This window comes from Celeribacter sp. ULVN23_4 (assembly GCF_054788345.1).
Genome location: NZ_JBTVYO010000003.1, coordinates 320,735 through 342,161, shown reverse-complemented (window position 1 = coordinate 342,161; position 21,427 = coordinate 320,735). Strand labels below are relative to the sequence as shown.

Genomic DNA, 21,427 nt, shown 5'->3' with positions numbered 1-21,427 from the left:
GGCTAGTTCGCTTCAGCCGAGGGCATGGTCACGCTCCGCATCACCGCTGACACATCCTGCACCCCTTCTAAAATCACCACAGTCGCGCCCAGTCGGAGATGAATATCATCGGCCACAGAGCGTAGATCGGGCTCACCCGGCCAGTCCGACAGATCAATCGTCACACCCGAATGCCAATCCGTAATCCGGGTCAGCCCGCCATAGGCGATGACATAGGTTGTCTTGCCCGGCCCGCCCGTCAGGGTGTTTTCCCCCGTACCGACACGGATCGTGTCATCGCCCTCATCCGAGATCACCCGGTTGCGTCCCGGCCCCGTGTCGATCTCGGAGGCGCCTTCGCCGTCATAGATCACATCGTTGCCATGCCCGCCGATGATCGTGTTGTTCCCGGCGTTGCCGTGAATTTCGTCGTCGCCCGTGCCGCCATCGAGATGGTCATGCCCGCCGCCGCCCCAAAGGTAATCGTTGCCCGCGCCGCCGAAGAACCGGTTGCGATCCTTGCGCCGTTTCGAGCGCGCGATCAGCCGGTCGTTGCCCGCGCCGCCATGGAATTCCGCCCCCGCGTATTTCGGCCCGATCATCACGTCATCGCCGAGAGAGCCCTGCACCTCGATGGTTACACGCTCGGAGGTTTCAAACTCGATCGGGCTGTCGGGATGGGCGACGATGCGCAGGCGCTTGCCATCGCGCGAGCCGTCCTCATTGGCGGTTTCATTGCGCGACACCACCGTGGCAATACGGATTTTCTCGATATTGGCGGGCGCGTGCAGCACGTAATCATCCGGCCCCGCCATGTACCAAAGCGTGTCGGTGCCGCCATCTTTCTCTTCGACGATCTTCTCTGCGTCCGAACCGTAAGCCCAGTAATCGTTGTCGCCCCGCCCCCCGGCCATCACGACCGTGCCGTCCACCGCCATCATGGCGTTCACGCCGTCAGCGGGGTTCTCGAAACCGCGCAGGTCGAGTCCTAAGTCGAGCGCACCTTTGACAAGCTCCTCGCGCAGCCGCTCCAAAGGTGCTGTCTCCACGATGTTCGTGGTCTCCCCGGGGTCCGCGACCAGATCATAAACATTCTCTTCGCCGTTCGGGTAACGGAAGTAGCGATACTGGCTCAGCCCTTCGACCGAAGGCCGCACGGAGAGCGTGCCGAACACGCAGGTGATCGGTGATTTCGTGGTGTCGAAATCCCCAAAGCTCGCGTCGATCAGCGGCAAAAGACTCTGCCCCGACACCCAGTCGGGCCGGTAGGGCAGCCCCGCCAGATCCATGATGGTTTTCGGCACATTGTGGAGCGAGACCGGCAGGGCCACGTCTGTGCCCTGCTCCATCCGAGGCGACCAGACGCAAAGCGGCACATGGGCGGCGCTGTCCCATTGGCTCATCTTGTGAAAACTGTCATGATTGCCGAGGTTGAAGCCGTTGTCAGACAGCAAAAGCACCGTGGTCTTGTCGCCGATCTCGGATGCTTCCAGCGCATCCAAGAACCGCCCGATCTCGTGATCCACATGCGAACAGGCCGCGAAATAGGCCCGCACGACTTGCCGCCAGCCCTCGTCCCCCGCTTTCTCCGGCGTCCATTGACCGTTGACGATATAGGCCAGCTCATAGACCGCCATGCCGGGCTGCGGGCCGTGGTAATCTTCTTCTGCTGCGATCTCCGGCCAGGTGATCTTCTCGACATCATACATCTGATAGAACCGGTCCGGCGTCACCAGATTGTAATGCGGATGCTTGAACCCAAGCTGGATCAGGTGCCGCCGCGCCGGGTCGATCTTCGCCAGATGGTCGATGGCGTTCTGCGCCACCCAGAAGTCATAAAACTTATTGTCCTGCGCGCCGTCGTCATTCGGGTGATTGACCCCCGCCACCCCCGGCCCTTTGCCGTTGAGGTAATCCTTAACGCCCTTGCGCCCGCCTTTGTCGCTGGCTTCGACATCGTGATGGAACAACAGGCGTTTGTAGTCTTCGGGCATCGGCTTGTAATTGCCGTCGGTCTTACCCGTTGTGAAGGTCTCGAACCCCGCCCGGCGCAGGTCGTATTGCCACGCCGCCGTCGGGGGCAGCACATCGCGCCAGAGCCGATTGAGATCCACAAGCCCGGTGCGAAATGGCGACAGACCCGTGGCAAGTTCCGCGCGGCAAGGCGCACAGAGTGGCACGGTCGCATAGGCATTCGCGAAGCGCGCCCCCCGCGCCATCAGCCGGTCGATATTGGGCGTCTTGATCTCGATCCCGAAAGCATTGCGCCATGTGAAAATGTCGATCATGTCATCGATCCAGATGACACAGAGATTGTCGCCCCGGACGCTATCGCGATCAAAGCCCATAGGTCGCCTCCTTTTGCCATTGGGCAATCAGCTTGCCATAGGCCTCACCCGCGAAAATATCCTCACCCGGCCAAATCCAGACCCGCGCGATCTGTGCCTCGCCCAGAGTTTTGACGATCCCGGCGCGATCGCTGCGACAGCCGATGAATAAATCATGAAACCCGGTCTCAAGCCCTGACGGCACGGCCAGCCCGCCGGGGGCCTCGCCATTCACCGCCAGTTTCATTTTGCCACCATCCACGGAGGCGCAGACCAGCGTCATAGCGCCCTCAGACATCGGGCAAGGGCGAGACAGGCCCGCAACCCCATCGCGGAATTTCAACTCCACGGCCCCGTCGGCCTCCGACAAGAACAGATAATCACGCCCTTCGCGCGGGTTCAGCGTCATCAGCGTGCTGGCGCGCCCCACGGGCGAGGCAAACATCACCGCCACGCTAAATCGGGGCTGTGCGAGCGCCAGCTCTTCCAGCGCAAAGCCACAGTTCACGCCGTCGCGAAGCCGCAGGACAGGACGCTCTCCAAGCACGTCTCGGCGCGCATTCCCCTCATTCGGGATCGAGGGGCGCGCCAAACGCGTCCCTGTCTGATCCCGCCATCCAGTTACGACCTCACCCTCGCACAGCAAATCCACCGCATCGAAAACGATGCCGCCGGGATTTTCAGCCGCGTCGAGATCGGGCAGCAACGCGCCTTGCGGCAGGTCCATATCGACGTAAAGCATCAGCCATGCACCTCCAGCTCGGTCGGCAGAGCCCATCGCTTCACCTCGCCGCCATAAGGCGCAGTCCATCTGTCGCGCAGCGCTCCGGGCGTCTCCCATGCATAGCGCAGCATCACCCCTTTGCGCGGAGCGTCGTCTTTCAACGCGATCAGAAGATCGCGCGGCTCACCCGCATCCACAGTGACCGAGGCAATCGCCAAAGCCCCCTCCGGCCCGTCGATCACCAGCCCATGATCCGGCCCAGCTCCGAACGGATCATCCCCGTCGATCACCAGCGGCGCATCAGCGTTCGAGCGCAGCCGGATCACGCGCGTATCCTCCCATTCCGCCAATAGGAACACCGGGCAGTTCCAGCCGCGCCCGGCCTCCATCTCCGACAGGGCAACTGCTTCGGTCCGCGCCCTTTGGCGCATTCCCGCCTCTGTCGGGCGTAGGGTGTCGTCCATCTCGACCGCATAGCTCGGCAGGGTGAAAATTGGTCCCATCTCGCCGCCATAAACGGCAAGCTGCCATTGCGCCTTGCGCCGATCCCGCCCGGTCTCGCGGGCCGTGGTGTCGAACAACATCAAAGCGGGCACCGGGCGCAGGTCCTGCTCCCAGAAAGCCTTGGCGAGTTTTTCAAGCAATGCGCGCATCGCAGAGGCGAAGTCCTCTTCGGGCGTCAGCACGTCTTCGAGCGCGAAATCAATGCTGAGCGCGGCGAGCTTTGCGGGTTTGTTCAGGGCCACAGCCAGCGCTTTGAGATTGGCGGCGGCCCGCATCAGATTGTCGAAGGCCTTGCCCGAGGCCAGCGCCGCAAGAGAGGCCGCGCGGTCGGTCTCACACCGCGCCACAATGAGCGGCAAACCTCGGCCCGCCTTTTGCCGAAGCCGCAGCAGCTCTTCCGCCATCAGCGCATCGAGCGTCTGCTCGCGCAGCCCTTCGGCACGGACTGTCTCAGAGGCGTCTTCGATCCCGGCCATGCCGACCGCACCGATGTCATCCTCGGGCGCCACAACATGATAGGGATACGCCCCCTGCCCGGAGATGGCGCGCGTCCGGCGCGCCCCGCCAAGGCTCAAGACGCCCAAAACAGGCCCCGGCGTTTCCGCCAAAATGGCCCCGCCCTCTACGGCACGGCGATAGCCTCGCGGGCCATCCGCGCCCGGCAGGTTTGCATCAAAGAAAATCCAATCGCCCATCTGGCGCAGGTTCCATGCATCCAGATCGCCCAGCACCTCGGCATCCATCGGCACAAAAAGACGCCTGCGCAAGTCATCGACGACCTGATCGGACAGTTTCAAGATCAACCCGGTCTCATCGAACCGGATCACATCCCCATTGCGCGCGCGCAAAAGCACGTTTCCGGCGCCGCTTTGTTTCATATGCCTAAATTCGTCAGAAGACATTGGCTGCCCTTATTGAAATTTGCTTGCAGACTAATCCGGAAACTTGCCCCCTGTCACGCGGGATAGATTTAAGAAACGCTTTGACGATCAAACACCAACATGCCGCGATCCAGCCACTCCTCGTTCTGGCGATAGCCGATCTTTTCAAGCGCTGCGCGATAGGCCTCTTCCGGGGCGTCCTCGCAGAACAATTCCATCGGCAGGATGATCCGGCGCAGGCGTTTCAGGTCAAGCGCAGACAGCACGCCCGGCGTGATATCGCGGTCGCACACCCGCAGCACGGTCGGTCTGAAATTTCCGACATAGGCCATGAAACCGCGCGCTTCATCCGGACCGTCCGCCTCGAAGACCAAAGGCCCGTCGGTCACCTTGAGCCGCGAGCTGTCCATCAACCCGTTGCGCGCGGCGAGACCTTCGGTCACGCGAGCGATGTCGGGGCGGCTGTGCTGCGCCATGGCGATCAGGTCGGGGATGTTCTGAAGCGCCTGCAACGGCACGACTCCGGCTTCTCCTCCGACGTTCAAAAAACGATCCCCCGCCTGCAATTGCCCGGCAATAAACCGCATGTGCCGGCGGGCATATTTTCCCGCCGCGATCTGATCGAGTGCATCAGGGCCAAAGACCGCAGCGTCAGCGGGGATCATGAGGTCGTGGTTTTGCACCACGTCGATATAGGGATTGTCCTGAAGCTTCACTTTCGGCGGCAGGAAATCATCATGCCAGCCATCCGCAACCGGATTGCGGCGCTCTTCTTTCGGCTTGTCGGAAGCGGTCTTTTCGACCTCGCTCATCAGCGCCGCGATCTTGGCCGGATCGCGCGCTTGTGGCGGTTTCGCGACCACCTTGTTGATCGGCACCTTGCCCGCCTCGATCAGGCCACGCTTCATCTCGGCATAGGCTTCGGTTTGCTTATACTCGTTCAACCGCGCCTCAACGCGTTCGAGCGCCGCAAAATGCAGCTTGTTCAGGACCGGGTCTTTGAGCAGTTCTTCCATGATCTCCGCCCGGCGCTTGGCGTGGCGCAGCATCGAGTCGTCTTTGACCTCGTTACGGTCTTGAAGCGCCCAGTAATCCGCGTTGTACTTATCTTTCTTGTTGTTCACGTTGCCGCGGAACTTGCGGATCGCATAGGCGTCGATGCCCTTGACCGCGTAGTGGTTCATCTGCGCCCAGTCATAGCCCAGCGTGCGGCGGATCGAGCGCCAGCCGCGGAACTTGAAATAATCTTCCATCGGCTCGCCCGAACCGTTGAGCCAATGCACCGTGTCGGGGAACCCGTCTTTGAGGTGTTTGTTCTTGATCTTCGGGCGGTGAATGCCGAGCTTCCAATATTCCGGGTCGAATTTGAACAGGGTCTTCACCCCCCAGCCCTTGTTCCACAAGGGCGGCGCGGCATAGAGATATTGCTCGGTCACCGGATCGCGCGACCAGTCCTCGACATAGCCCGACCCGAAAATCCGCCATGTGATGACGATACCGTTCGCGCCTTTTTCTTCGGCCTCCGTCAGCATTCCGTCCAGCGTGCCATCGCCATGTTTGATGCAGAGGAATTCATCGGCATCAAACACCAGCACCCAATCCGCCGCCCCCACCAGCGGCTCATCCTGCGCATAGTTGAGCGCGGAAGGCTGCGGCTTGATACCTTCGGGGATGTCGTTGCGGCGATGATAACCCAGCCCCAGCTCTTCAAGCCGGATCAGCATGTCATCGGTGCCGTCGCTACAATCGTTGGTGTAAACGAGAATATCCGTGAACCCGACCGCCATGTGATGGGCGAACCACTCCAAAAGATAGGGCGCTTCGTCCTTCATCATCGACACGGCCATCACCGTGCCGTGGGGGCTTTTGTGCTTCAAATGCTGCACGTCTGTTCGTCCTATCTTTCGGGGCTGCTCGGTCCCGGATGTTATGTCTCGTAGCCGAAACGCGCAAAATCCGGTGCGTAGAAGTCGCGGATCCAGTCCTCCACCTCCGGCGTCAATACGGGATCGATCTTCTTTGGCGCGGCGTTGATCTTTTCGATCTCAGAGTTCTCGAGACCATACATCTCCGCCAGTTTCGCCATGAACCCGTCCTCGAATGCCACGATCCGGGTGTCCGGGGTGACAAAATCTACCTGCCGCCGGAAATGCACATTGATCGCAGAGGGTTTCTTATCATGACGACGGCTGATCTTGTCGATCTGGGCGTCGCGGAACTCTGCCAAAGTCTTATGCCGCTTGTGCAGGCTGTATTGGTATTTCATCGCAGACTCGAACCGTTTCACCGGATTTCGCACCACGGCGAAACTGTCGGAAAACGGCCCCCATGCCTGCCAGACATCGGCCGTGGCATGCTGGATCGAGTCCGGGAAATTCCCGCGCTCGCCTTCCATCGGGATATCCGTGATACCGAACTCCTTGTGCAGCCGATGCCCGATCCGGCGCGGCCCCAAACCGGTCTCCACATTCGACAGAGACCAGCCGTTTCGCAGGAACAGCACGTAGATCGCACTGCCTGCGGTTTTGGGGATATGAGCGAAATAAATCCGCTCATCGCCACGGGTGAAAATTGGCATCCTGCTGTCTCGTCCTTCGATTACTCCAATGCCAGAGACGGGTCGATCCCCACCTCCTTGCACATGCGGTCGGCATAGGAGTTTTCCAGCGGCACGTTCTTGCGCCACCACGGTTTGGTGCCGTTGGTGTAGAGATGCACGCTGATCGTGTTCTCGGTGAACCAGCCTTCGACGCGCCCGTAGGGATCGTAGAAAATATCGTTGAGCTGGAACGGCACCGGGTAAAGCACATCGTTGGTCATCGCATGTTTGATGTCGCCGGTCTGCTGCGCGAAATAGGTGAAGGCCTGCGGACCAAACGCCGTGCGCTCGGTCTTGTAGATCCGCACCGGCAGCGGGATCGACGGGTCGAGACGGTCCATCTTCTTGCGCTGGTTCTTGTTCCACCACGCCGGGTAGTCGGGCAGGTTTTCGTAATAGTCGAGCAGCTGATCCATCAGCTCGCCTTTCTGCGGGATGCCGACCACACCACAGTTCAGCGCCCCGCGCATGCCGTGGCCTGCGTAGATATGCTCCCATTCGTCCGGGAAGGGTTTGTGACAAAACGCGTCGCAGTCGATCCAGATCGCGCCGGTCTTCTGGATCATCTTGTAGCGGAACACGTTCGACAGAAAGGAGGCGGAGGTCTTCTCAACCACGCTCATGTCGATATCCATGATCTCAGAGGCAGGACGAATTTCCACGCCTTCCGGCGCGTTCGTCACCTCATCGGTGCAATAAAGCGTCGTGGGATGGCCATGCCGCAAGTGCGACTTGAGACACAGCTGATTGAGATATTGCAGCTTCTCGCCGATCCAAAGGGAGGCGACGGGACGACGGTTCAGTTCCATATTGATGATAATCTCTGCCCTGGTTGACCATGTGAACAGGGTCTGCGCCCTTTTCCCGGAAAGCTTACCGCAAGGCCCGGAGCCTGTCTATCGCCCTGCACGGTCTCGCAAGGGTGAAACCCCAAAGAAATCATGAGAAACCCGCAGTTTGCCGGTTCTCACGCGCCCGCCCAACGCGATTGCACGCCACGCGATATCTGCTAGTCTCTGCGAGACATTCATGAGTTGTGAGCCCCTTCCGTGTTCGATCCCCAGACCTCCCTGACCGGCGACATTATCACCCTTGAAAATGCGCTCATCGTGCCTTGGGGAGAAGGACGCAAGCGCGGCATTTCCCGCCCCGCTGGCGTTTATGACGCAAACGGCGTTTACCAACCCATCAGCCAGTGCTTTCGCAACACCTCTGCGGCCACAACCACCGAGCCCAAGGGCCCACCGCCCGAAGCAGAGGAAGAGCTCAAGGGATCATGGCTCTTTGGCGGACTTTTGTATCAGCACTTCGGCCATGCGCTCCTAGAGTCTACATCAAGGCTCTGGGCGCGAAGCGTTATGCCGGAGGTCGAGAATGTCGCCTTCCTGATGAAGAAAAATCCGACTTGGCCGAACCGTTTCCTCCGCCCCATGCAACCGATGATCGATATGTTTTCGGGCGGTATCGGAGAGATGGCAGGTATAAAAGTTCCGACCCGCGTCGAGCGTCTCGTACTGGCGCCACAGGCTTTTGGCACAGGCGACATGATCACCGGAAGCCCGGAGTTTCGCGACCACATCCACAAGGTTCTGGCCGACCGCGCGCAGCCCGAGGGGCCGGAGAAAATCTATATCTCGCGCACCGAGCTGTATTCCAAACGTGGACGGTATTTGGCAGAGGACCGCATAGAGGCCCTCCTGAAGGCGGAAGGCTATCACATCTATCACCCTCAGACCCATGACCTTGAGGCTCAGGCCGCCCAGTACGCCGCCGCCCACACGATCATTTCCAGCGACAACTCCGCCCTGCATCTGGCGGCGTTTTTCGCGCGTCCGCAGACCCGGCTCGCAATCATTCAACGCCGCCCGGCCGATGTGCTCGATGATTACCTGTCGCAATACAAATGGTTCGCGGAAGTTCAGGTCAATGTCATCGATGCCCTGAATGGCCGATACTATCAGGTTGAAGGCAGCAAGACGCAATCCAGCGAGCTTTATTCCGAGCTGGACTTTACGAAGCTTGGCGCAGCTCTGGCGGAGGCGGGCTATATTGGCACAGCCACAGATTGGACCAATCCAAGCACCGGTGATCTCGCCGCAGAACGCGAGCTTCTGGCCGAAAAACTCGGCGCAAATCTTCAGGCGTCCGACCTCTCGGATTAAGCCCCCCGCCGATCGAGATCCCGTTCAAGCTGCGCCAACGCAGCATCATAGAATTCCGAATTTTTCTTCCAGCGGATTTTGTGAACGGGCGCTGATGTCAAAAACGCGCTCAACGCATCTTCCGCAAGCTGCCCTTCGCTTTTCGCAATCACCGACTGCAGTTTCAACGGCCCGGCTGCCGGAATATCCGGGACGCGCGCCCAAGCCTCCGCCAAATCTGGCCGGGTCTCGACAAGCCATGCGAAGTGATAGTGCATGATGAAATAGGGATAGTATTTCGTAACATCGGCGATTTCCGGCCTGCAAAAAGAGGCCGGATCACGCCGGATGCGGCGACGATTTTTGAAACGGACCCAATAGGGTGCCTCACGCGACACGAGGCGCGGCGTGCGGAAGTAATCAACACAGGAATCTCGCCATGCACTGATCAGAGGATGCCCTGCCTTCGCCGCCAAAAACCATGTTGAGACAATACGATCCGCGCCGGGATTGCGGAACGCAAAGAAACCTTCGGGATCGAGACATTGCGGCAGCCATTGATCTATCGGCTCAGAAGGAATGAGCGAAACATCATGCCAGACGCCGCCTCGCTCCGCCAAAAGCACAGCTCTCACGATATCGGCCCGGATTTGCATGCTGAGCTTTTGCGGATCAATGCCTTCTGCCGAGATCATGTCATCGGCTTCCTCGCCGGTCACGACATGGGTTTCCTCCTCCGGGTTCATTCGGAGCCAGATATCGTGAATGCGCCGCACGAAATCCGGGGCCTGTTCAAGCCCCTGATACCACATGGAATAAATCGTCATGCCCTATCCTTTTTCCCGTCGCCGCCCGCGCCCGCACCTCTGCCATGCAAGCGTTGCTCCAGCTCCTGACACAGATGATAGAGCGCATATTCATCGGTCAGCCGTGCCGCGAGGATGTCTCGTCCCTTCGCACTAAGCGGGGTTCGAAAGTTTGCCGAGGAATGGCTGCGAGCTTTCGGCGCCTTGCGGAACGGCGGCAGGCGATACGCCCGCGCGACCTCATCAAGGTTCGAAGACAGCTGCGCCGTGTCCAGACACATAATGACCCGCGAAGAGGCAGAATTCAAACGATCGGTACTGCCAAAATAATGCGTGAGGCCGCGATAGAAGTGACGGACGTTCTTGAGCGCCAGTTCCGCCTCACTCGCCCGCGCGGCATCCCTCCCGTCAAAAGCACAGGCCAGCTCGTCAAAGGTCTCAAAGGTGGAAAAGCACCGCGTTTCCGCCTCGCGCCAAGGAATATAGCGCGTCGGCTGGCTCAAATTCTTGCGGCTGTCGAAAGCGGAATGGAGACGCGACACCGGGTCACGGAACACAAACCCGAAACGCGCGTCGGCCCCGAATTGCGCGTCGATATCATCCAGCGTGAAGTCATGCCCCAACCGTTTGATCCTGAGCTTGCGCCGGATCGGGTTTTGCGTGCGGATCATGTCATTGAGCCATGTCCCGCCAGTCTTGGGGATGTGCAGCAAAAGCGGCCGCTGCAACACTGGAAAAGAGAGAGGCATGGGCTTGACCTTGTCTGTCAGGAGGACACACCTGCGAACGCAGGCGGACAATAGCCGCGCGCGGCCTGCTCATCCAGCCAGTACCGACGCCGATGAGACGCAGCATCCAACCCTGCGACCAGACGAGATTCCAGACGGGCATTCCTGATCCATGAACTTCGGCCCAATCGTTCAGCGAGCTTCCGATACATATCCTCGTGGATCGTGATCAGTTCACGCAGATCGAGCGGAGCTTTCACCTCATCTGAGCGTTTCGTCTCCAACCGCTCATACGCCAACGCAGGAAATTGAAAAGACAGGGTATCGCGCAGCCACAAAAGCGGCGCGGCATCCGCATCAATCTGTTGTGCTACGGTCTCGTGGAGACGTATTTTGGTTGTCGCAAATTCCTTTTCCAGACGGGACAAAACGGCGCCAAGGCTACGGCTATCTGCCGTAAATCGGTCCTCTTGAGAACGCAGAAAGGCGAAACGGTAAGATTGCATCAGCGCAATGGATTCTGCGCTGAGGCTTTGGTTCAGTTGGCTCTTGGCTACGGCCTGCGCCTGCAAGCCGTCCATAGACAGAACCTCCCGGCAGAAATCCCGAATGATGTCGTCTCCCTCCGGCCACACTTCAGGATACAGCCGCAATTGCAGGGCTTGATCGCCAAAGACCTGCAGGTATGGCGCGAAAATTCTCTCATAGGGCGGTGGCGTCATCAGCGGCGGCACATAAGACGCTTTGAGCGTCTGCTGGAGCCAAGACCTGTAAAAAGCCGAAGGTTGGCGCAAGTAAGCCACGAAATGGAAAGACTGAATGCCAATCGCGGTCAGTTCCGCTTTCAAATGCGCAAGCCCCTCCTCCGCCATTGGGGTGAAGAATTCTTCCGACGAGAGCAGGATCGTATCGTGCTTGCCAGCCGCAACAATTTTGCGAAGTGCGGCCAGAGCACGTTTCTTTCGAAATTTCCTTCGCTGCTCGGTTCCAGAGAAACGCGCGATCCTCGGCAGATCAGCCTCAGGCACAAGTCCAGACAGCAAGGCATAATGCATCGGAATATCAGCTTTCGGCCTGGGATAAGCAACACCTGCCGCTGAGAGCGTCGGAGAGACAGAGCTTAAGAAGTCCTGTAAAGACGTCGTACCTGTTTTGTGGCTACCTATATGAAAAATGAGCTTCATGGAGTCCTACTAAAACTTGCGGACTTACTCCCCCTTGCCGCAGCATCAATTGCTTTAATCGGAAATTTCCAATTTGCAAAGATTTGAAGAGTATGGAAAACAGGGAAACCGCACGGAAAAGGCAGAAAAATCCGGCGATCCCTTCAATAAACAGGATGCTGTTTATGCGATCTGAAATCATCATCGCCACGTACAACAAACCGTCCTATCTGCGGCTCTGCCTTCAGACCTGTCTTGAGCAGACCTCCCCGGCGACAAGCATCTGTCTGGCCGATGATGGCTCCGGCCCGGAAACCGCCGAGCTGGTGGAGACAGTCCGTCAAAGCTCGGGCGACGTTGAGATCAGACATTCCTGGCATGAGGACAACGGATTCCGCAAATGCGCCGCGCTCAACAAGGCCATCGAGACGAGCCAAGCGGATTACCTGATCTTTATCGACGATGATTGCCTGCTTCACCCGACGTTCGTGGCCCGGCATCTCGCTCTCGCCAATCCGAAACGTTTTCTGACCGGCAGCCTCATTCGCCTGAGCCCGGAAGATACCGCGACCTATCTCAAGGCGGGACATGTGCAGTGGGATGCAGAGGGCAAGCTCGAAGGCTGGCATCCGGTCAAACGCTCGGACATGCCCAAATCGATGCCCTACGGCCCGATGCTCAACCGCATCAGAGAAGTGATGTCCCCCGTGAAACGCAACTGGCAAGGGGCCTGCGCCTCGACCTTCCGAGACAATGTGATCGCGGTGAACGGTTTTGACGAGAGTATGACTTACGGCGGTCTGGACAAGGAATTCGGCGCGCGGCTGATCAATGCCGGCATTCGGGGCCGCCACCTGCGTTACTCCGCGCCGGTCTATCACCTCGATCACTCACGCGGCTATGAGAGCGCTGAACTGCGCGCGTCCAACCGCAAAAAAATCGAGACCACCCGCAAAAAGCATCTGACTTGGACCGAAGACGGCATCGTCAAACGCTGACGCACCTCACCTAAAAATCGTCTGCATCAAGTCATTCAGCCACATAATGCTGGAATCGCTCCGGAAATTTGAGTGAAAATGCGTGCAGATATCCACAGCGGGGAACATGGCGGGCAATTCCAAAGCCCTGAACTCGCCGCTGGCAACGAGCCGCGAGGACACTGAGGCCGGGTAAAGCGCAACGAGATCGGTCGAGCGCACGACTTCCGGGACAACCGTGAAGTGTTCGATCTGGGCGCGAATATTCTGCTCAATGCCACTTTGATGCAGCAGGGTTCGCACCATCTGATAACCGGTCGCCCGCACCGCCACCTCGACGAATTCCAACTCGGCGATGCGCTCTGGCGTGAGCCGTTCATCGCGGCACGGATGTTCCTGCCGCACGATACAAAGGAACCTGTCCTCAAGCAGGAACGTGCTTTCAAACTCCGGCGCAGCGAGGTTTGGCAGATAGCCGAAGGCCATATCGACCTGCCCGGAGCGCAGTTTGCTTTCGATCTCCTCCGCATTCAGCTGCACCGAGCGAATGTGCACCCCCGGCGCGCGCGGCAACAGCGCCGCGAGCATGCGCGGGAGAACATAGCTCTCGGAAATATCCGACATGGCGATGGTGAACACCCGGCTTGATTGGGCCGGATTGAAGTCACCATGACTCGTCATGGTTTCCCGCAGCATCTCCAGACAACTTTTGAACGGGACATAAAGCCGCCGCGCGGCGGGCGTTGGCTCCATCGCCTTCCCCACCCGCGTGAACAAAGGATCGGAGAAATGATCCCGCAACCGTTTCAGCGCATGGCTGACCGCAGGTTGGGTCAGATTCAACCGATCCGCCGCCGCCGTCACGGAGCGCTGTTCCCACAGCGCCAGAAAGACACGGACGAGGTTCAGGTCGAAAGTGTTAAAATTGATCTGGCTCATGATCTCAATTTAGATAATTCATTTTTGTAATCCAAGCTTCACGCATAGCCTGACGAAAACACCAGAAAAGACCGCACAGCCTCATGCCCCCCAAAACCTTCCGCGAATTCGACCTGTCCGCGCTTGCCAGCACGGACGCCTATAAAATTCTGAGCGGCACCGTCCTGCCCCGCCCTATCGCACTGATCACCACGCGCTCGCCGGAGGGCATCGCCAATGCCGCGCCGTTCAGCTTTTTCGGCATCCTGAGCCATGACCCGGCCACTGTGGCGGTGGGGATCGAGCCGCGCCCGGACGGCACGCGCAAGGACACCGCCCGAAATATCCTCGAGACTGGCGCCTTCACCCTGCACATCCCCGACGCGGATATGGCGCGACAGGTGCAGGCCCTCGCCAGCCCCGACGCGCCCGACGTCGATGAGATCGCGCTCAACGGCCTCAAAACCGTTCCGGGCGTACATGTCGATTGCCCGAGACTGATCGACGCCCCGGTCGCCTTGGAATGCCGGTTTGAGCAAAGGCTGGACCTTGGTCCCGCCCGCGACATTCTGATCGGCACCGTCAAAGCCGTGTTTGTCCGTGATGACGCCGTCAACGACCGCCATCACGTCGATCCGGAAAAGATCGACGCTCTGGGACGGTTGGGCGGCGCGACATTTGCCACGACGCGCGACCGCTTCACGCTGTGAGCAACGCCGCGACGGCACAGACCAGCGCGTCGCGTTGCTTCGGCCCAACGATCTGCAAAGACACGGGAGCCGCACTAAGCGCGCCAAGCGGGACAGCGAGAGCCGGATGGCCGCTGAGATTGAACGCCCGCACATTGCGGGTGACCGCGACGGCGGTCGGATCGGTGCGGGCGCGCTCCAGCGTAGGCGGGGCTTCCGACAGGGTCGGCAGGGCGATTACATCATAGGTCTCGAACAGAGCGTCTATCTCAGTAGTGATGCGCGTGCGGACCTCTTCCGAGGCGGCCACATCGTCAGGCGTCACAAGGCGGGCGGCATAGATGCGGTCGCCGACATCCGGGTTCACCTTGCCGGTGGCCTGAATGGGCCCGAGCGCGGCCCAGTTTTCGGCGTTGATGATGGCGACACCGGCCTCAAACGCGTCCATGAAGGACGGCAGATCAATCTCTTCGACCGTGACGCCGTCATGGGCCAGTGCCGCGCGCACCATGGCGTCGATCTCCGGCGTGGCCTGACCGGGCAGATAGCCGATGCGAGCGGCTTCAATTCGTTCCGCTTCAAAGCTCGGATCGATGGCGCTCATCGCCCATTCGATATCCGCGATAGAATTGGCGAACGGGCCGACACAATCGAGGCTGGTGGCGTCGGGCATCACACCTTTGCGGCTGACGCGGCCATAGGTGGGTTTCAGACCGTAGACGCCGCAGCAGGCCGCCGGAATACGCACAGAGCCACCAGTGTCGGTGCCAAGCGCGACGCGCGCGCTGCCCTCGGCCACCGCCGCCGCACTGCCGCTTGAGGAGCCGCCGGGGATCAGATCGGGGAATTTGGCGTTCACCGCCGTGCCCGCATAGTCGTTGATCCCGGAAACGCCAAAGGCCAGCTCATGCAACGTGGTCTTGCCGACAATCCGCGCACCCGCGTTCAACAGCCCCGCGACAACCTCGGCATGGGCCGTCGCAGGCGCGGCATCGTCCAAGGCTTTCGACCCGGCGCGAGTCGGGAGACCTTCGATATCGATGGTGTCCTTGATGGCGACCGTCACACCCTCTTCGGGGCCGAGATCAAGCGGGCAGACATAGGTGGTCATTAGCGCGCGCCCTCGACAAGCTCGTCGCCATTGTCCCGCAGAAAACTCGCTTCCGCGAGGAACTCCGCCTCGGACATGCCGACGGCCAGAACCTCCCCGTCGCGCTCCAAGCCGAAACGCAGCATGGGCACGCCGAACGGGTCCACCCATTGCTGGATCACGGTCACCTCGACCTCTTGGTAGAGATAGACCTGCCACATATCGGTTTTATGCGTCATTGCTGCGTTCCTTTTCTGCTTATTTGACTTGGCGTTTCAGACGATAGTCGCCTGCGCTTACGGCTTCATCAGCACGGATTTCGACGGGTAGTCCGAAGCCCAAGTCGCCGGAAGCGGTGCCACGAAGACGTTCTCCGTGCGGTTGCGGGTGTAGCGCCATTTGCCGTCGTCGCACTTCTTATAAGAGTTGAAGAGACGCGAAGAGCGCAGCAGCGCCTTGCCGTCGGAGAAGAGCCACGGTTGCATATGCACCCATTGGCCAGTTGCGGTCAGGCCATCCTCCGCCACATGGATTTGCTCGGAGGTCACATAGTGGCAATTGAGGATCAGCGCCGGATCGGTCTTGCCGCCCCAGAAGCCCTCAAAGTGTTTGCGGACGGCGGCTTTCCCCTCGGCGCGACCGAACTGACCGTCGTAATATTCGCCAACGCCTTCCCAGACGGCTTCCTCGGAGAACAGCTCCATGATCAGGTCGATGCGTTCGGCGTCGTCCTTGACGCCGTATTCCGGCAGAGGGGTATCGCAGAGGAACATGTAGCGCATCTGAACATTGCGCACCTCGTTGGCGGCTTCGAGGTTTTCGATCCGGCGGGTGAGGGTTTCGATGGTGTGCGTGTCGGTCATGTTTGATCCTTTTTATGAGTGCGAAGACACCGAGCCGAGCCGGTGAAAATTGCGGTCGAAATACACGAGGCTCTGGCTGTTCTCGTGGATGTTGAGAGCGATCACCTCGCCCATGATGACGCTGTGTGTGCCGACGGTCTCGACATTGCTCACGCGGCAGTCAAAGCTGACCATCGCGCTTTTGAGCGCCGGGGCGCCTGTCTCCAGCGTGATCCATTCCTCGCCTTCAAAGCGCTCTTCGGGTGTGAAGCCGGGACGACCGAATTGCATCGCCAGATCGGCATGGTCATGGCCCAGAACATTGACGCAGAACACGCCATTCTCGACGAACATGTCATGCGCGCTGGAGCTGCGGTTCACACAGACCAGAAGCGTTGGCGGCGTGTCGGTCACCGAACAGACGGCGGAGGCGGTGATGCCGTGACGCCCGGCGGCGCCATCGGTGGTGACGATATTCACAGCCGCGCCCAGACGGGACATGGCTTGGCGGAAGAGGCTTTGATCGGGAGTCATCATCTCACAAGTCCAATACGAGTTTCGGGGATTTGGCGCGCGAACAGCAGAGCATGATCTGATCGCCATCGGCTTTTTCCTCGTCCGTCAGGAAGCTATCGCGATGATCCGGTTCGCCCTCAAGCACATCGCAAAGGCAGGTGCCACAGATACCCTGTTCGCAGGACACTTCGACCTTCACGCCGATCTCGGCGAGCGCCGCGACGATGCTCTGGCCTTCGTGAACCGTGATGGTCTTACCGGTCTGCGCAAGCTCCACCTCAAAACTGTCGCCCGTGTTGTCCACCTCGGCGGAGAAGAATTCCTGATGCAGGGTCTCGGGCGCATAACCGCGCGCTTCGGCGAGACCGTGCATGTAGCTCATGAAGCCTTCCGGGCCGCAGGTGTAAACATGCGCGCCCTTGGAGGGATCGGGCAGATCGGAAGCAGCGTCGAAACAGGCGGTGCCTTCGCCGCTGTCGAAATGCAGATGCACCTTGTCGGCGAAGGGGGCACTGGCCAGCTCACTCAGGAAAGCCGCCGTCGCTTGTTCACGGGCGCAGTAATGGAGCGTGAAGGGCTTGCCCTCCGCATGGAGGCGATAGGCCATCGCGATCATCGGGGTGATGCCGATACCGCCGCCAATCAGGATGCTCTCGGGGGCGCTTTCATCAAGCGGAAAAAGGTTGCGCGGCGCGCCGATCTGGATGGTCTTGCCCTCGTCGAACAGCTCATGGAGCTTGACGGAACCGCCGCGGGATTTCGGGTCTTTGAGGACGCCGATCCGGTACTGGCCGAGATCGGAAGGGTCGCTGCAAAGAGAATATTGTCGGGTCAGCCCCGGCTCGATTTCCACATCGATATGCGCACCGGCCTCGAAAGCGGGCAGCGGCGCACCGTTTGAGGCGACGAGATCGAGGACGATGATGTCACGCGCCTGGGTTTCGCGTTTCAGGATTTTGGCTTCGATCATGACTTGAACCTTTGTCTCAGGGCCTTGGTGTTGAAGTGTTGGGGGGGCCCGGTTCACAGAAAATTTCTGGTGGGGAGAGAGAACCGGGCCCGAACGCGCAGGAAGAGGAGCGCGTCAGAGAATGTAGGAAATGCCCGACAGCGTGTGATCGGCATTGATCAACCGCACGACTTTCTTGGCGAGCTTGAACCCGCTGCCTTCGCGCACAAGCGTGAACTCGACATCGGCAACATGGGTCTTGAGGCGCTCACGGCGGTACTCGGTCAGCGTCTGCATGCAGCGCAGCTCGACGGTCTTGCCATCGTCCGACAAAAGCCGGAAGCGCGACAGGGAGCGTACGGTTTTCGCCAGCGGCGAGGCGGAAACGGAGTCGCCGCCCATCATCCGCTCCACACGTTTGGCGCGCATTTCGGCGTCGTCATAGGCGTAGTTCAGATGCGCTTCGAAATCCGTCACACCCGGCTCCACGGGAACGATGTATTTCGCATCCTCGGTCCACATGGTGAGCCAGTCGTCGAACTCGCGCATATCGAGCCGGTCGGCCTCCAGCCAGACAAAGGCCATTGCATCGAGCAGAGCGGTGTCTTTCACAGGTGTCATCATGTCCATGGGTCAGACCTCCATCAGCTTTTTCCATTGGCGATAAGCGGCGCGCATCCCGATCTCGGAACTCACATCACCTTTCACCGTGCCCTCTTCCGTGGGCTCTTCCAGTTCGGTCGAGCGGTTCAAGAGAAGCCAAAGCTCCTTGCCGCCCTGCGCGCCTTGCTGCACGCGGTCCCAGACCTCGGCGTCATCCGGCGAACCGAACCCCATCGGGCCTTGGAAGAATTCGTGGATGCGCAGTCGTTCGCGGTTGGCGATCTCCGGGCCTCCGTCCATGCCGAGCGCGATGTGGCGCACTTCGGTTTCATTGACCGACAGCGGTTGCAGCACGCGAAAGAACGCAGCGGAGCAGCCGAGGTTCGGGAACAGGTTCACGTTGAACCCGGAACCGCCCACAGCGCGGATGATGCGGCGCACTTCCAGGTCTTCGTGACCTTCGTCGCGCAGCGCCTGTGCCAGATCGGCAAATTTGTCCGGGATCGGGGCGTCGAGGTTTTCCTCGAGGTCCACAAGCTCCGGCATCATGACCATCACGGAGTGACCATTGCCGAGATCTTCGACCCAGCCGCCCTTGTTCATGATGTCGAACTGTTCCTCGGTCTCAACGTCGGTGAGTTTCAGGAACGGTTTGTGCACCAGCGGGAAGTGATAGGCGTCGGTGGTGTTCTCCAGCTGGATTTTCCAGTTGCCCGGGAAGGTGAACTTGTGTTCGCCATTGGCTTTGACCGGGTAACCTGCGCCCTGTTTCATGAACAGGTCGATCCATTTCTTGGCGCCCGCAAGGAAATCGTCGAGCGGTTCGATCTCGTCGTTGAAAGTCGCGAAGATCAGACCGTTGTAAATCTCGGTGCGCAGCGTTTTGAGGCCAAGTTTGCCGCGTTCGAGTTTGCCGGCATAGCTTTCCTCGTAAGGCACACCGCGCAAGCTCCCGTCGAGACCATACGCCCAGCCGTGGTAAGGACAAACAAAGCTGTTGGTCTTGCCTTTATGGGCTTCACACACGGTGGCGGCGCGGTGACGGCAGCGGTTGATCAAAACATGCACGTTCTTTTTCCGGTCGCGCGTGACGATCACCGGCTCAAGACCGACCTTGGCCATCTTGTAGGAGCCCGCATCGGGAATCTCGCTCTCATGTGCGACCCAGACCCAAGTGTTCTTGAAGACCTTCTCCATCTCCGCATCGAACAGGTCGGCGTCTGTGTAGAGCGTGGTCAGGGCCTTGTCGCCCTGTACGAGCTCGGTGAAAGCTGTGTCCAAATCTTTCATGTGTTTGTCCTCTTGTTTGGCGAACGCTGGGCAAAGGGCCCCGAGCGATGGCGCGCAAGACGCCATCACGGACACGTTCCGTTTGGGGAAAATTCAGTTCAGAACAGGAAGCGTTTGAACCATTTCTGGGAGGCCAGCCGGAAAGCCCGGTCGAACAGGTAGCCGAGGATGCCAAGGGAGATGATCCCCACGAACACCCAGTCGGTGCGGCCAAAGTTCCGAGCGGTCCAGATCATCGCACCAAGACCGGTCTGGGCGGAAACGATCTCTGCCGACACAACGGTCAGGAAGGAGTTCCCCATAGCGATCCGAGCGCCGGTGATCATGAAGGGCACGGCAGACGGGAAGATGACGGTGGTCATTTCCGTGAGCTTGGAGGCCCCCATCGACCGCGCCGCCTGAAGGCGCAGCGGGTTCACCGCACTGACACCGGCGATGGTGTTGATCGTCACGATGAAGATCGTGGTGTAGAAGATCAGCACGATCTTGGTGAATTCACCCGGCCCGAACCAGATCACGGCAAGCGTCACGAAGGCGATCGGCGGGATGAAGCGGAAGAACTCGATATAGGGATCGACGATCAGACGCACGACATTGAAGCGGCCCATCAAAAGACCAAGCGGCACGCCGAGCACCACGCCCATCACCCACCCGGCGGCGATCCGCCAGGCCGAAGCGCCGATGGCGACGAAGAGCGAGCCATCCGCGATCATTTCTGCCGAGGTTTTCGCGACCGTCAGCGGCGAAGGCAGGAACAGTGGCGAGGTGCGCATCGAGATCAGATGCCAGATGAACACACCACAGATCACGGAGAGCACCCCGATCAAAGCCTTTTTGGATTTGGGGCCCATCGCAAATTTCGCAAAACCGTTTTTCATCGGCGTCTCCTGAGTAGCGTCGCTCATGTCACCGGCTCCTCTTTCTTCAGCCCTTGTTGTTCAAGAGCGCGTTGGACCTCTTCGCCGATGTCTTCCCGCAGACGGCGGTACAGCTCGAGAGCTTCGGCTGTGCCCGGATCACGCGGGTGCGGCAGGTCGATCTTTTCAATGGTTTTGATCCCGGCTTTCGGCCCTGCGGTCATCACCACGACACGGTCGGCAAGCAGAAGTGCTTCCCAGATATCATGGGTCACGAACACGATGGTACAGCCGGTCTCACGCCAGATGCGGTCCAGCTCATGCTGAAGCACCTCACGGGTCTGCGCATCGAGCGCGCCGAACGGTTCGTCCATCAGAACCACAGAAGGTTCGTTGATCAGAACCCGAGCGATCTGCGCACGTTGGCGCATGCCGCCCGAAAGCTGTTTGGGGAATTTGTCGGCCGCGTGTGTGAGGCCGACAAGAGACACGAACTGATCTGCTTTCTTCACACGTTCCTCTTTCGGAACGCCTGCAAGTTTGAGACCGTATTCGACGTTTTCACGGATGGTCAGCCAAGGGAACAGCACCTCAGCCGACTGGAACACCACGCCGCGGTCGAGCCCCGGTTTGGTGACAGTCTTATCGCCGACACGGATCTGTCCTGCGACCGGCAAGAAACCCGCAATCGCGTTGAGCAGCGTGGATTTCCCGCAGCCACTCGGACCGAGAAGACAGATGAATTCACCCGGGCGGATGTCGAGGTTCACGTTGGAGACGATATGCGCGTCCCCGAACGAAATCCCGACATGATCGAGCTGGATAGAAGCTCCCTTGGTCATAA

22 protein-coding genes are annotated in these 21,427 nt (G+C 59.6%); 3 read left to right on the top strand and 19 right to left on the bottom strand.

Going from position 1 to position 21,427, the window contains the following annotated elements; all coding sequences use genetic code 11:
• Positions 1 to 2: 2 nt before the first annotated feature.
• The 6 genes from ACYBHZ_RS10480 to ACYBHZ_RS10455 form a co-directional block, all read right to left on the bottom strand.
• Positions 3 to 2,327, bottom strand: coding sequence for a sulfatase-like hydrolase/transferase (locus ACYBHZ_RS10480; protein WP_460274223.1), 2,325 nt, complete (start codon positions 2,325 to 2,327; stop codon positions 3 to 5).
• Complete coding sequence (locus tag ACYBHZ_RS10475; RefSeq protein ID WP_460274222.1) at positions 2,317 to 3,048, bottom strand: hypothetical protein; 732 nt, start codon at positions 3,046 to 3,048, stop codon at positions 2,317 to 2,319. The genes ACYBHZ_RS10480 and ACYBHZ_RS10475 overlap by 11 nt, the downstream gene beginning before the upstream one ends.
• Complete coding sequence (locus ACYBHZ_RS10470) at positions 3,048 to 4,412, bottom strand: hypothetical protein (protein WP_460274221.1); 1,365 nt, start codon at positions 4,410 to 4,412, stop codon at positions 3,048 to 3,050. The genes ACYBHZ_RS10475 and ACYBHZ_RS10470 overlap by 1 nt, the downstream gene beginning before the upstream one ends.
• Positions 4,413 to 4,504: 92 nt before the next feature.
• On the bottom strand, positions 4,505 to 6,301 hold the full coding sequence (locus ACYBHZ_RS10465) for a glycosyltransferase family 2 protein (protein WP_460274220.1): 1,797 nt from the start codon (positions 6,299 to 6,301) through the stop codon (positions 4,505 to 4,507).
• Between the two features lie 41 nt (positions 6,302 to 6,342).
• On the bottom strand, positions 6,343 to 6,993 hold the full coding sequence (locus tag ACYBHZ_RS10460) for a sulfotransferase family protein (protein ID WP_460274219.1): 651 nt from the start codon (positions 6,991 to 6,993) through the stop codon (positions 6,343 to 6,345).
• Positions 6,994 to 7,013: 20 nt separating this feature from the next.
• Entirely contained in the window at positions 7,014 to 7,823 is an 810-nt protein-coding gene (locus tag ACYBHZ_RS10455; RefSeq protein ID WP_460274218.1) for a hypothetical protein, read from the bottom strand.
• Positions 7,824 to 8,063: 240 nt separating this feature from the next.
• On the opposite strand from ACYBHZ_RS10455, the gene ACYBHZ_RS10450 reads away from it, so the two are divergent.
• A complete protein-coding gene (locus tag ACYBHZ_RS10450) occupies positions 8,064 to 9,176 on the top strand; it encodes a glycosyltransferase 61 family protein (RefSeq protein ID WP_460274217.1) in 1,113 nt (370 codons plus the stop codon).
• Here the strand turns inward: ACYBHZ_RS10450 and ACYBHZ_RS10445 are convergent.
• From ACYBHZ_RS10445 to ACYBHZ_RS10435, 3 genes are read right to left on the bottom strand one after another with little or no spacing between them, the layout of a single operon-like run.
• Positions 9,173 to 9,982, bottom strand: coding sequence for a capsular polysaccharide synthesis protein (locus tag ACYBHZ_RS10445; RefSeq protein WP_460274216.1), 810 nt, complete (start codon positions 9,980 to 9,982; stop codon positions 9,173 to 9,175). The genes ACYBHZ_RS10450 and ACYBHZ_RS10445 overlap by 4 nt on opposite strands.
• Complete coding sequence (locus ACYBHZ_RS10440; protein WP_460274215.1) at positions 9,979 to 10,710, bottom strand: hypothetical protein; 732 nt, start codon at positions 10,708 to 10,710, stop codon at positions 9,979 to 9,981. The genes ACYBHZ_RS10445 and ACYBHZ_RS10440 overlap by 4 nt, the downstream gene beginning before the upstream one ends.
• Positions 10,711 to 10,727: 17 nt before the next feature.
• Positions 10,728 to 11,873, bottom strand: a complete 1,146-nt coding sequence (locus tag ACYBHZ_RS10435) for a hypothetical protein (RefSeq protein ID WP_460274214.1) — start codon at positions 11,871 to 11,873, stop codon at positions 10,728 to 10,730.
• A gap of 164 nt (positions 11,874 to 12,037) precedes the next feature.
• Between ACYBHZ_RS10435 and ACYBHZ_RS10430 the strand changes: the two genes are divergently transcribed.
• Entirely contained in the window at positions 12,038 to 12,850 is an 813-nt protein-coding gene (locus ACYBHZ_RS10430; protein ID WP_460274213.1) for a glycosyltransferase, read from the top strand.
• Positions 12,851 to 12,856: 6 nt separating this feature from the next.
• On the opposite strand, the gene ACYBHZ_RS10425 is transcribed toward ACYBHZ_RS10430, so the two are convergent.
• Complete coding sequence (locus tag ACYBHZ_RS10425; protein WP_460274212.1) at positions 12,857 to 13,768, bottom strand: LysR family transcriptional regulator; 912 nt, start codon at positions 13,766 to 13,768, stop codon at positions 12,857 to 12,859.
• 83 nt (positions 13,769 to 13,851) lie between these two features.
• Here ACYBHZ_RS10425 and ACYBHZ_RS10420 point away from each other — a divergent pair, with 83 nt between their 5' ends.
• Positions 13,852 to 14,457 (top strand): flavin reductase family protein, encoded by a 606-nt coding sequence (locus tag ACYBHZ_RS10420; protein WP_460274211.1) that lies wholly within the window; start codon positions 13,852 to 13,854, stop codon positions 14,455 to 14,457.
• On the opposite strand, the gene ACYBHZ_RS10415 is transcribed toward ACYBHZ_RS10420, so the two are convergent.
• From ACYBHZ_RS10415 to ACYBHZ_RS10375, 9 genes are all read right to left on the bottom strand, one after another.
• Entirely contained in the window at positions 14,447 to 15,547 is a 1,101-nt protein-coding gene (locus tag ACYBHZ_RS10415) for an amidase (protein WP_460274210.1), read from the bottom strand. The genes ACYBHZ_RS10420 and ACYBHZ_RS10415 overlap by 11 nt on opposite strands.
• Complete coding sequence (locus tag ACYBHZ_RS10410; protein ID WP_460274209.1) at positions 15,547 to 15,765, bottom strand: hypothetical protein; 219 nt, start codon at positions 15,763 to 15,765, stop codon at positions 15,547 to 15,549. The genes ACYBHZ_RS10415 and ACYBHZ_RS10410 overlap by 1 nt, the downstream gene beginning before the upstream one ends.
• A 57-nt stretch (positions 15,766 to 15,822) precedes the next feature.
• Positions 15,823 to 16,389 carry a nuclear transport factor 2 family protein gene (locus ACYBHZ_RS10405; protein WP_460274208.1) on the bottom strand — a complete coding sequence of 189 codons (567 nt, stop codon included), beginning with the start codon at positions 16,387 to 16,389 and terminating at the stop codon, positions 15,823 to 15,825.
• Between the two features lie 12 nt (positions 16,390 to 16,401).
• The gene (locus ACYBHZ_RS10400; protein ID WP_460274207.1) at positions 16,402 to 16,905 is read right to left on the bottom strand and encodes a flavin reductase; all 504 of its coding nucleotides are present in this window, start codon (positions 16,903 to 16,905) and stop codon (positions 16,402 to 16,404) included.
• A 1-nt stretch (position 16,906) separates the two neighbouring features.
• The gene (locus ACYBHZ_RS10395) at positions 16,907 to 17,854 is read right to left on the bottom strand and encodes a PDR/VanB family oxidoreductase (RefSeq protein WP_460274206.1); all 948 of its coding nucleotides are present in this window, start codon (positions 17,852 to 17,854) and stop codon (positions 16,907 to 16,909) included.
• A gap of 114 nt (positions 17,855 to 17,968) precedes the next feature.
• The gene (locus tag ACYBHZ_RS10390; RefSeq protein WP_460274205.1) at positions 17,969 to 18,463 is read right to left on the bottom strand and encodes an aromatic-ring-hydroxylating dioxygenase subunit beta; all 495 of its coding nucleotides are present in this window, start codon (positions 18,461 to 18,463) and stop codon (positions 17,969 to 17,971) included.
• Between the two features lie 3 nt (positions 18,464 to 18,466).
• Positions 18,467 to 19,726: an aromatic ring-hydroxylating oxygenase subunit alpha gene (locus ACYBHZ_RS10385; RefSeq protein ID WP_460274204.1), complete on the bottom strand. Its 1,260-nt coding sequence runs from the start codon at positions 19,724 to 19,726 to the stop codon at positions 18,467 to 18,469.
• Positions 19,727 to 19,824: 98 nt separating this feature from the next.
• Complete coding sequence (locus ACYBHZ_RS10380; protein WP_460274203.1) at positions 19,825 to 20,631, bottom strand: ABC transporter permease; 807 nt, start codon at positions 20,629 to 20,631, stop codon at positions 19,825 to 19,827.
• Positions 20,628 to 21,425, bottom strand: a complete 798-nt coding sequence (locus ACYBHZ_RS10375) for an ABC transporter ATP-binding protein (protein WP_460274202.1) — start codon at positions 21,423 to 21,425, stop codon at positions 20,628 to 20,630. Before ACYBHZ_RS10375 ends, ACYBHZ_RS10380 begins: the two co-directional genes overlap by 4 nt.
• Positions 21,426 to 21,427 lie beyond the last annotated feature (2 nt).

What these genes read in the sequence shown, in the direction of transcription:
- ACYBHZ_RS10375 (WP_460274202.1), bottom strand. Translation starts at nt 21,425, where the DNA reads ATGACCAAGGGAGCTTCTATCCAGCTCGATCATGTCGGGATTTCGTTC.
- ACYBHZ_RS10400 (WP_460274207.1), bottom strand. Translation starts at nt 16,905, where the DNA reads ATGATGACTCCCGATCAAAGCCTCTTCCGCCAAGCCATGTCCCGTCTG.
- ACYBHZ_RS10405 (WP_460274208.1), bottom strand. Translation starts at nt 16,389, where the DNA reads ATGACCGACACGCACACCATCGAAACCCTCACCCGCCGGATCGAAAAC.
- ACYBHZ_RS10435 (WP_460274214.1), bottom strand. Translation starts at nt 11,873, where the DNA reads ATGAAGCTCATTTTTCATATAGGTAGCCACAAAACAGGTACGACGTCT.
- ACYBHZ_RS10470 (WP_460274221.1), bottom strand. Translation starts at nt 4,412, where the DNA reads ATGAAACAAAGCGGCGCCGGAAACGTGCTTTTGCGCGCGCGCAATGGG.
- ACYBHZ_RS10390 (WP_460274205.1), bottom strand. Translation starts at nt 18,463, where the DNA reads ATGGACATGATGACACCTGTGAAAGACACCGCTCTGCTCGATGCAATG.
- ACYBHZ_RS10475 (WP_460274222.1), bottom strand. Translation starts at nt 3,048, where the DNA reads ATGCTTTACGTCGATATGGACCTGCCGCAAGGCGCGTTGCTGCCCGAT.
- ACYBHZ_RS10445 (WP_460274216.1), bottom strand. Translation starts at nt 9,982, where the DNA reads ATGACGATTTATTCCATGTGGTATCAGGGGCTTGAACAGGCCCCGGAT.
- ACYBHZ_RS10460 (WP_460274219.1), bottom strand. Translation starts at nt 6,993, where the DNA reads ATGCCAATTTTCACCCGTGGCGATGAGCGGATTTATTTCGCTCATATC.
- ACYBHZ_RS10415 (WP_460274210.1), bottom strand. Translation starts at nt 15,547, where the DNA reads ATGACCACCTATGTCTGCCCGCTTGATCTCGGCCCCGAAGAGGGTGTG.
- ACYBHZ_RS10425 (WP_460274212.1), bottom strand. Translation starts at nt 13,768, where the DNA reads ATGAGCCAGATCAATTTTAACACTTTCGACCTGAACCTCGTCCGTGTC.
- ACYBHZ_RS10380 (WP_460274203.1), bottom strand. Translation starts at nt 20,631, where the DNA reads ATGAGCGACGCTACTCAGGAGACGCCGATGAAAAACGGTTTTGCGAAA.
- ACYBHZ_RS10410 (WP_460274209.1), bottom strand. Translation starts at nt 15,765, where the DNA reads ATGACGCATAAAACCGATATGTGGCAGGTCTATCTCTACCAAGAGGTC.
- ACYBHZ_RS10440 (WP_460274215.1), bottom strand. Translation starts at nt 10,710, where the DNA reads ATGCCTCTCTCTTTTCCAGTGTTGCAGCGGCCGCTTTTGCTGCACATC.
- ACYBHZ_RS10430 (WP_460274213.1), top strand. Translation starts at nt 12,038, where the DNA reads ATGCGATCTGAAATCATCATCGCCACGTACAACAAACCGTCCTATCTG.
- ACYBHZ_RS10385 (WP_460274204.1), bottom strand. Translation starts at nt 19,726, where the DNA reads ATGAAAGATTTGGACACAGCTTTCACCGAGCTCGTACAGGGCGACAAG.
- ACYBHZ_RS10480 (WP_460274223.1), bottom strand. Translation starts at nt 2,327, where the DNA reads ATGGGCTTTGATCGCGATAGCGTCCGGGGCGACAATCTCTGTGTCATC.
- ACYBHZ_RS10420 (WP_460274211.1), top strand. Translation starts at nt 13,852, where the DNA reads ATGCCCCCCAAAACCTTCCGCGAATTCGACCTGTCCGCGCTTGCCAGC.
- ACYBHZ_RS10395 (WP_460274206.1), bottom strand. Translation starts at nt 17,854, where the DNA reads ATGATCGAAGCCAAAATCCTGAAACGCGAAACCCAGGCGCGTGACATC.
- ACYBHZ_RS10455 (WP_460274218.1), bottom strand. Translation starts at nt 7,823, where the DNA reads ATGGAACTGAACCGTCGTCCCGTCGCCTCCCTTTGGATCGGCGAGAAG.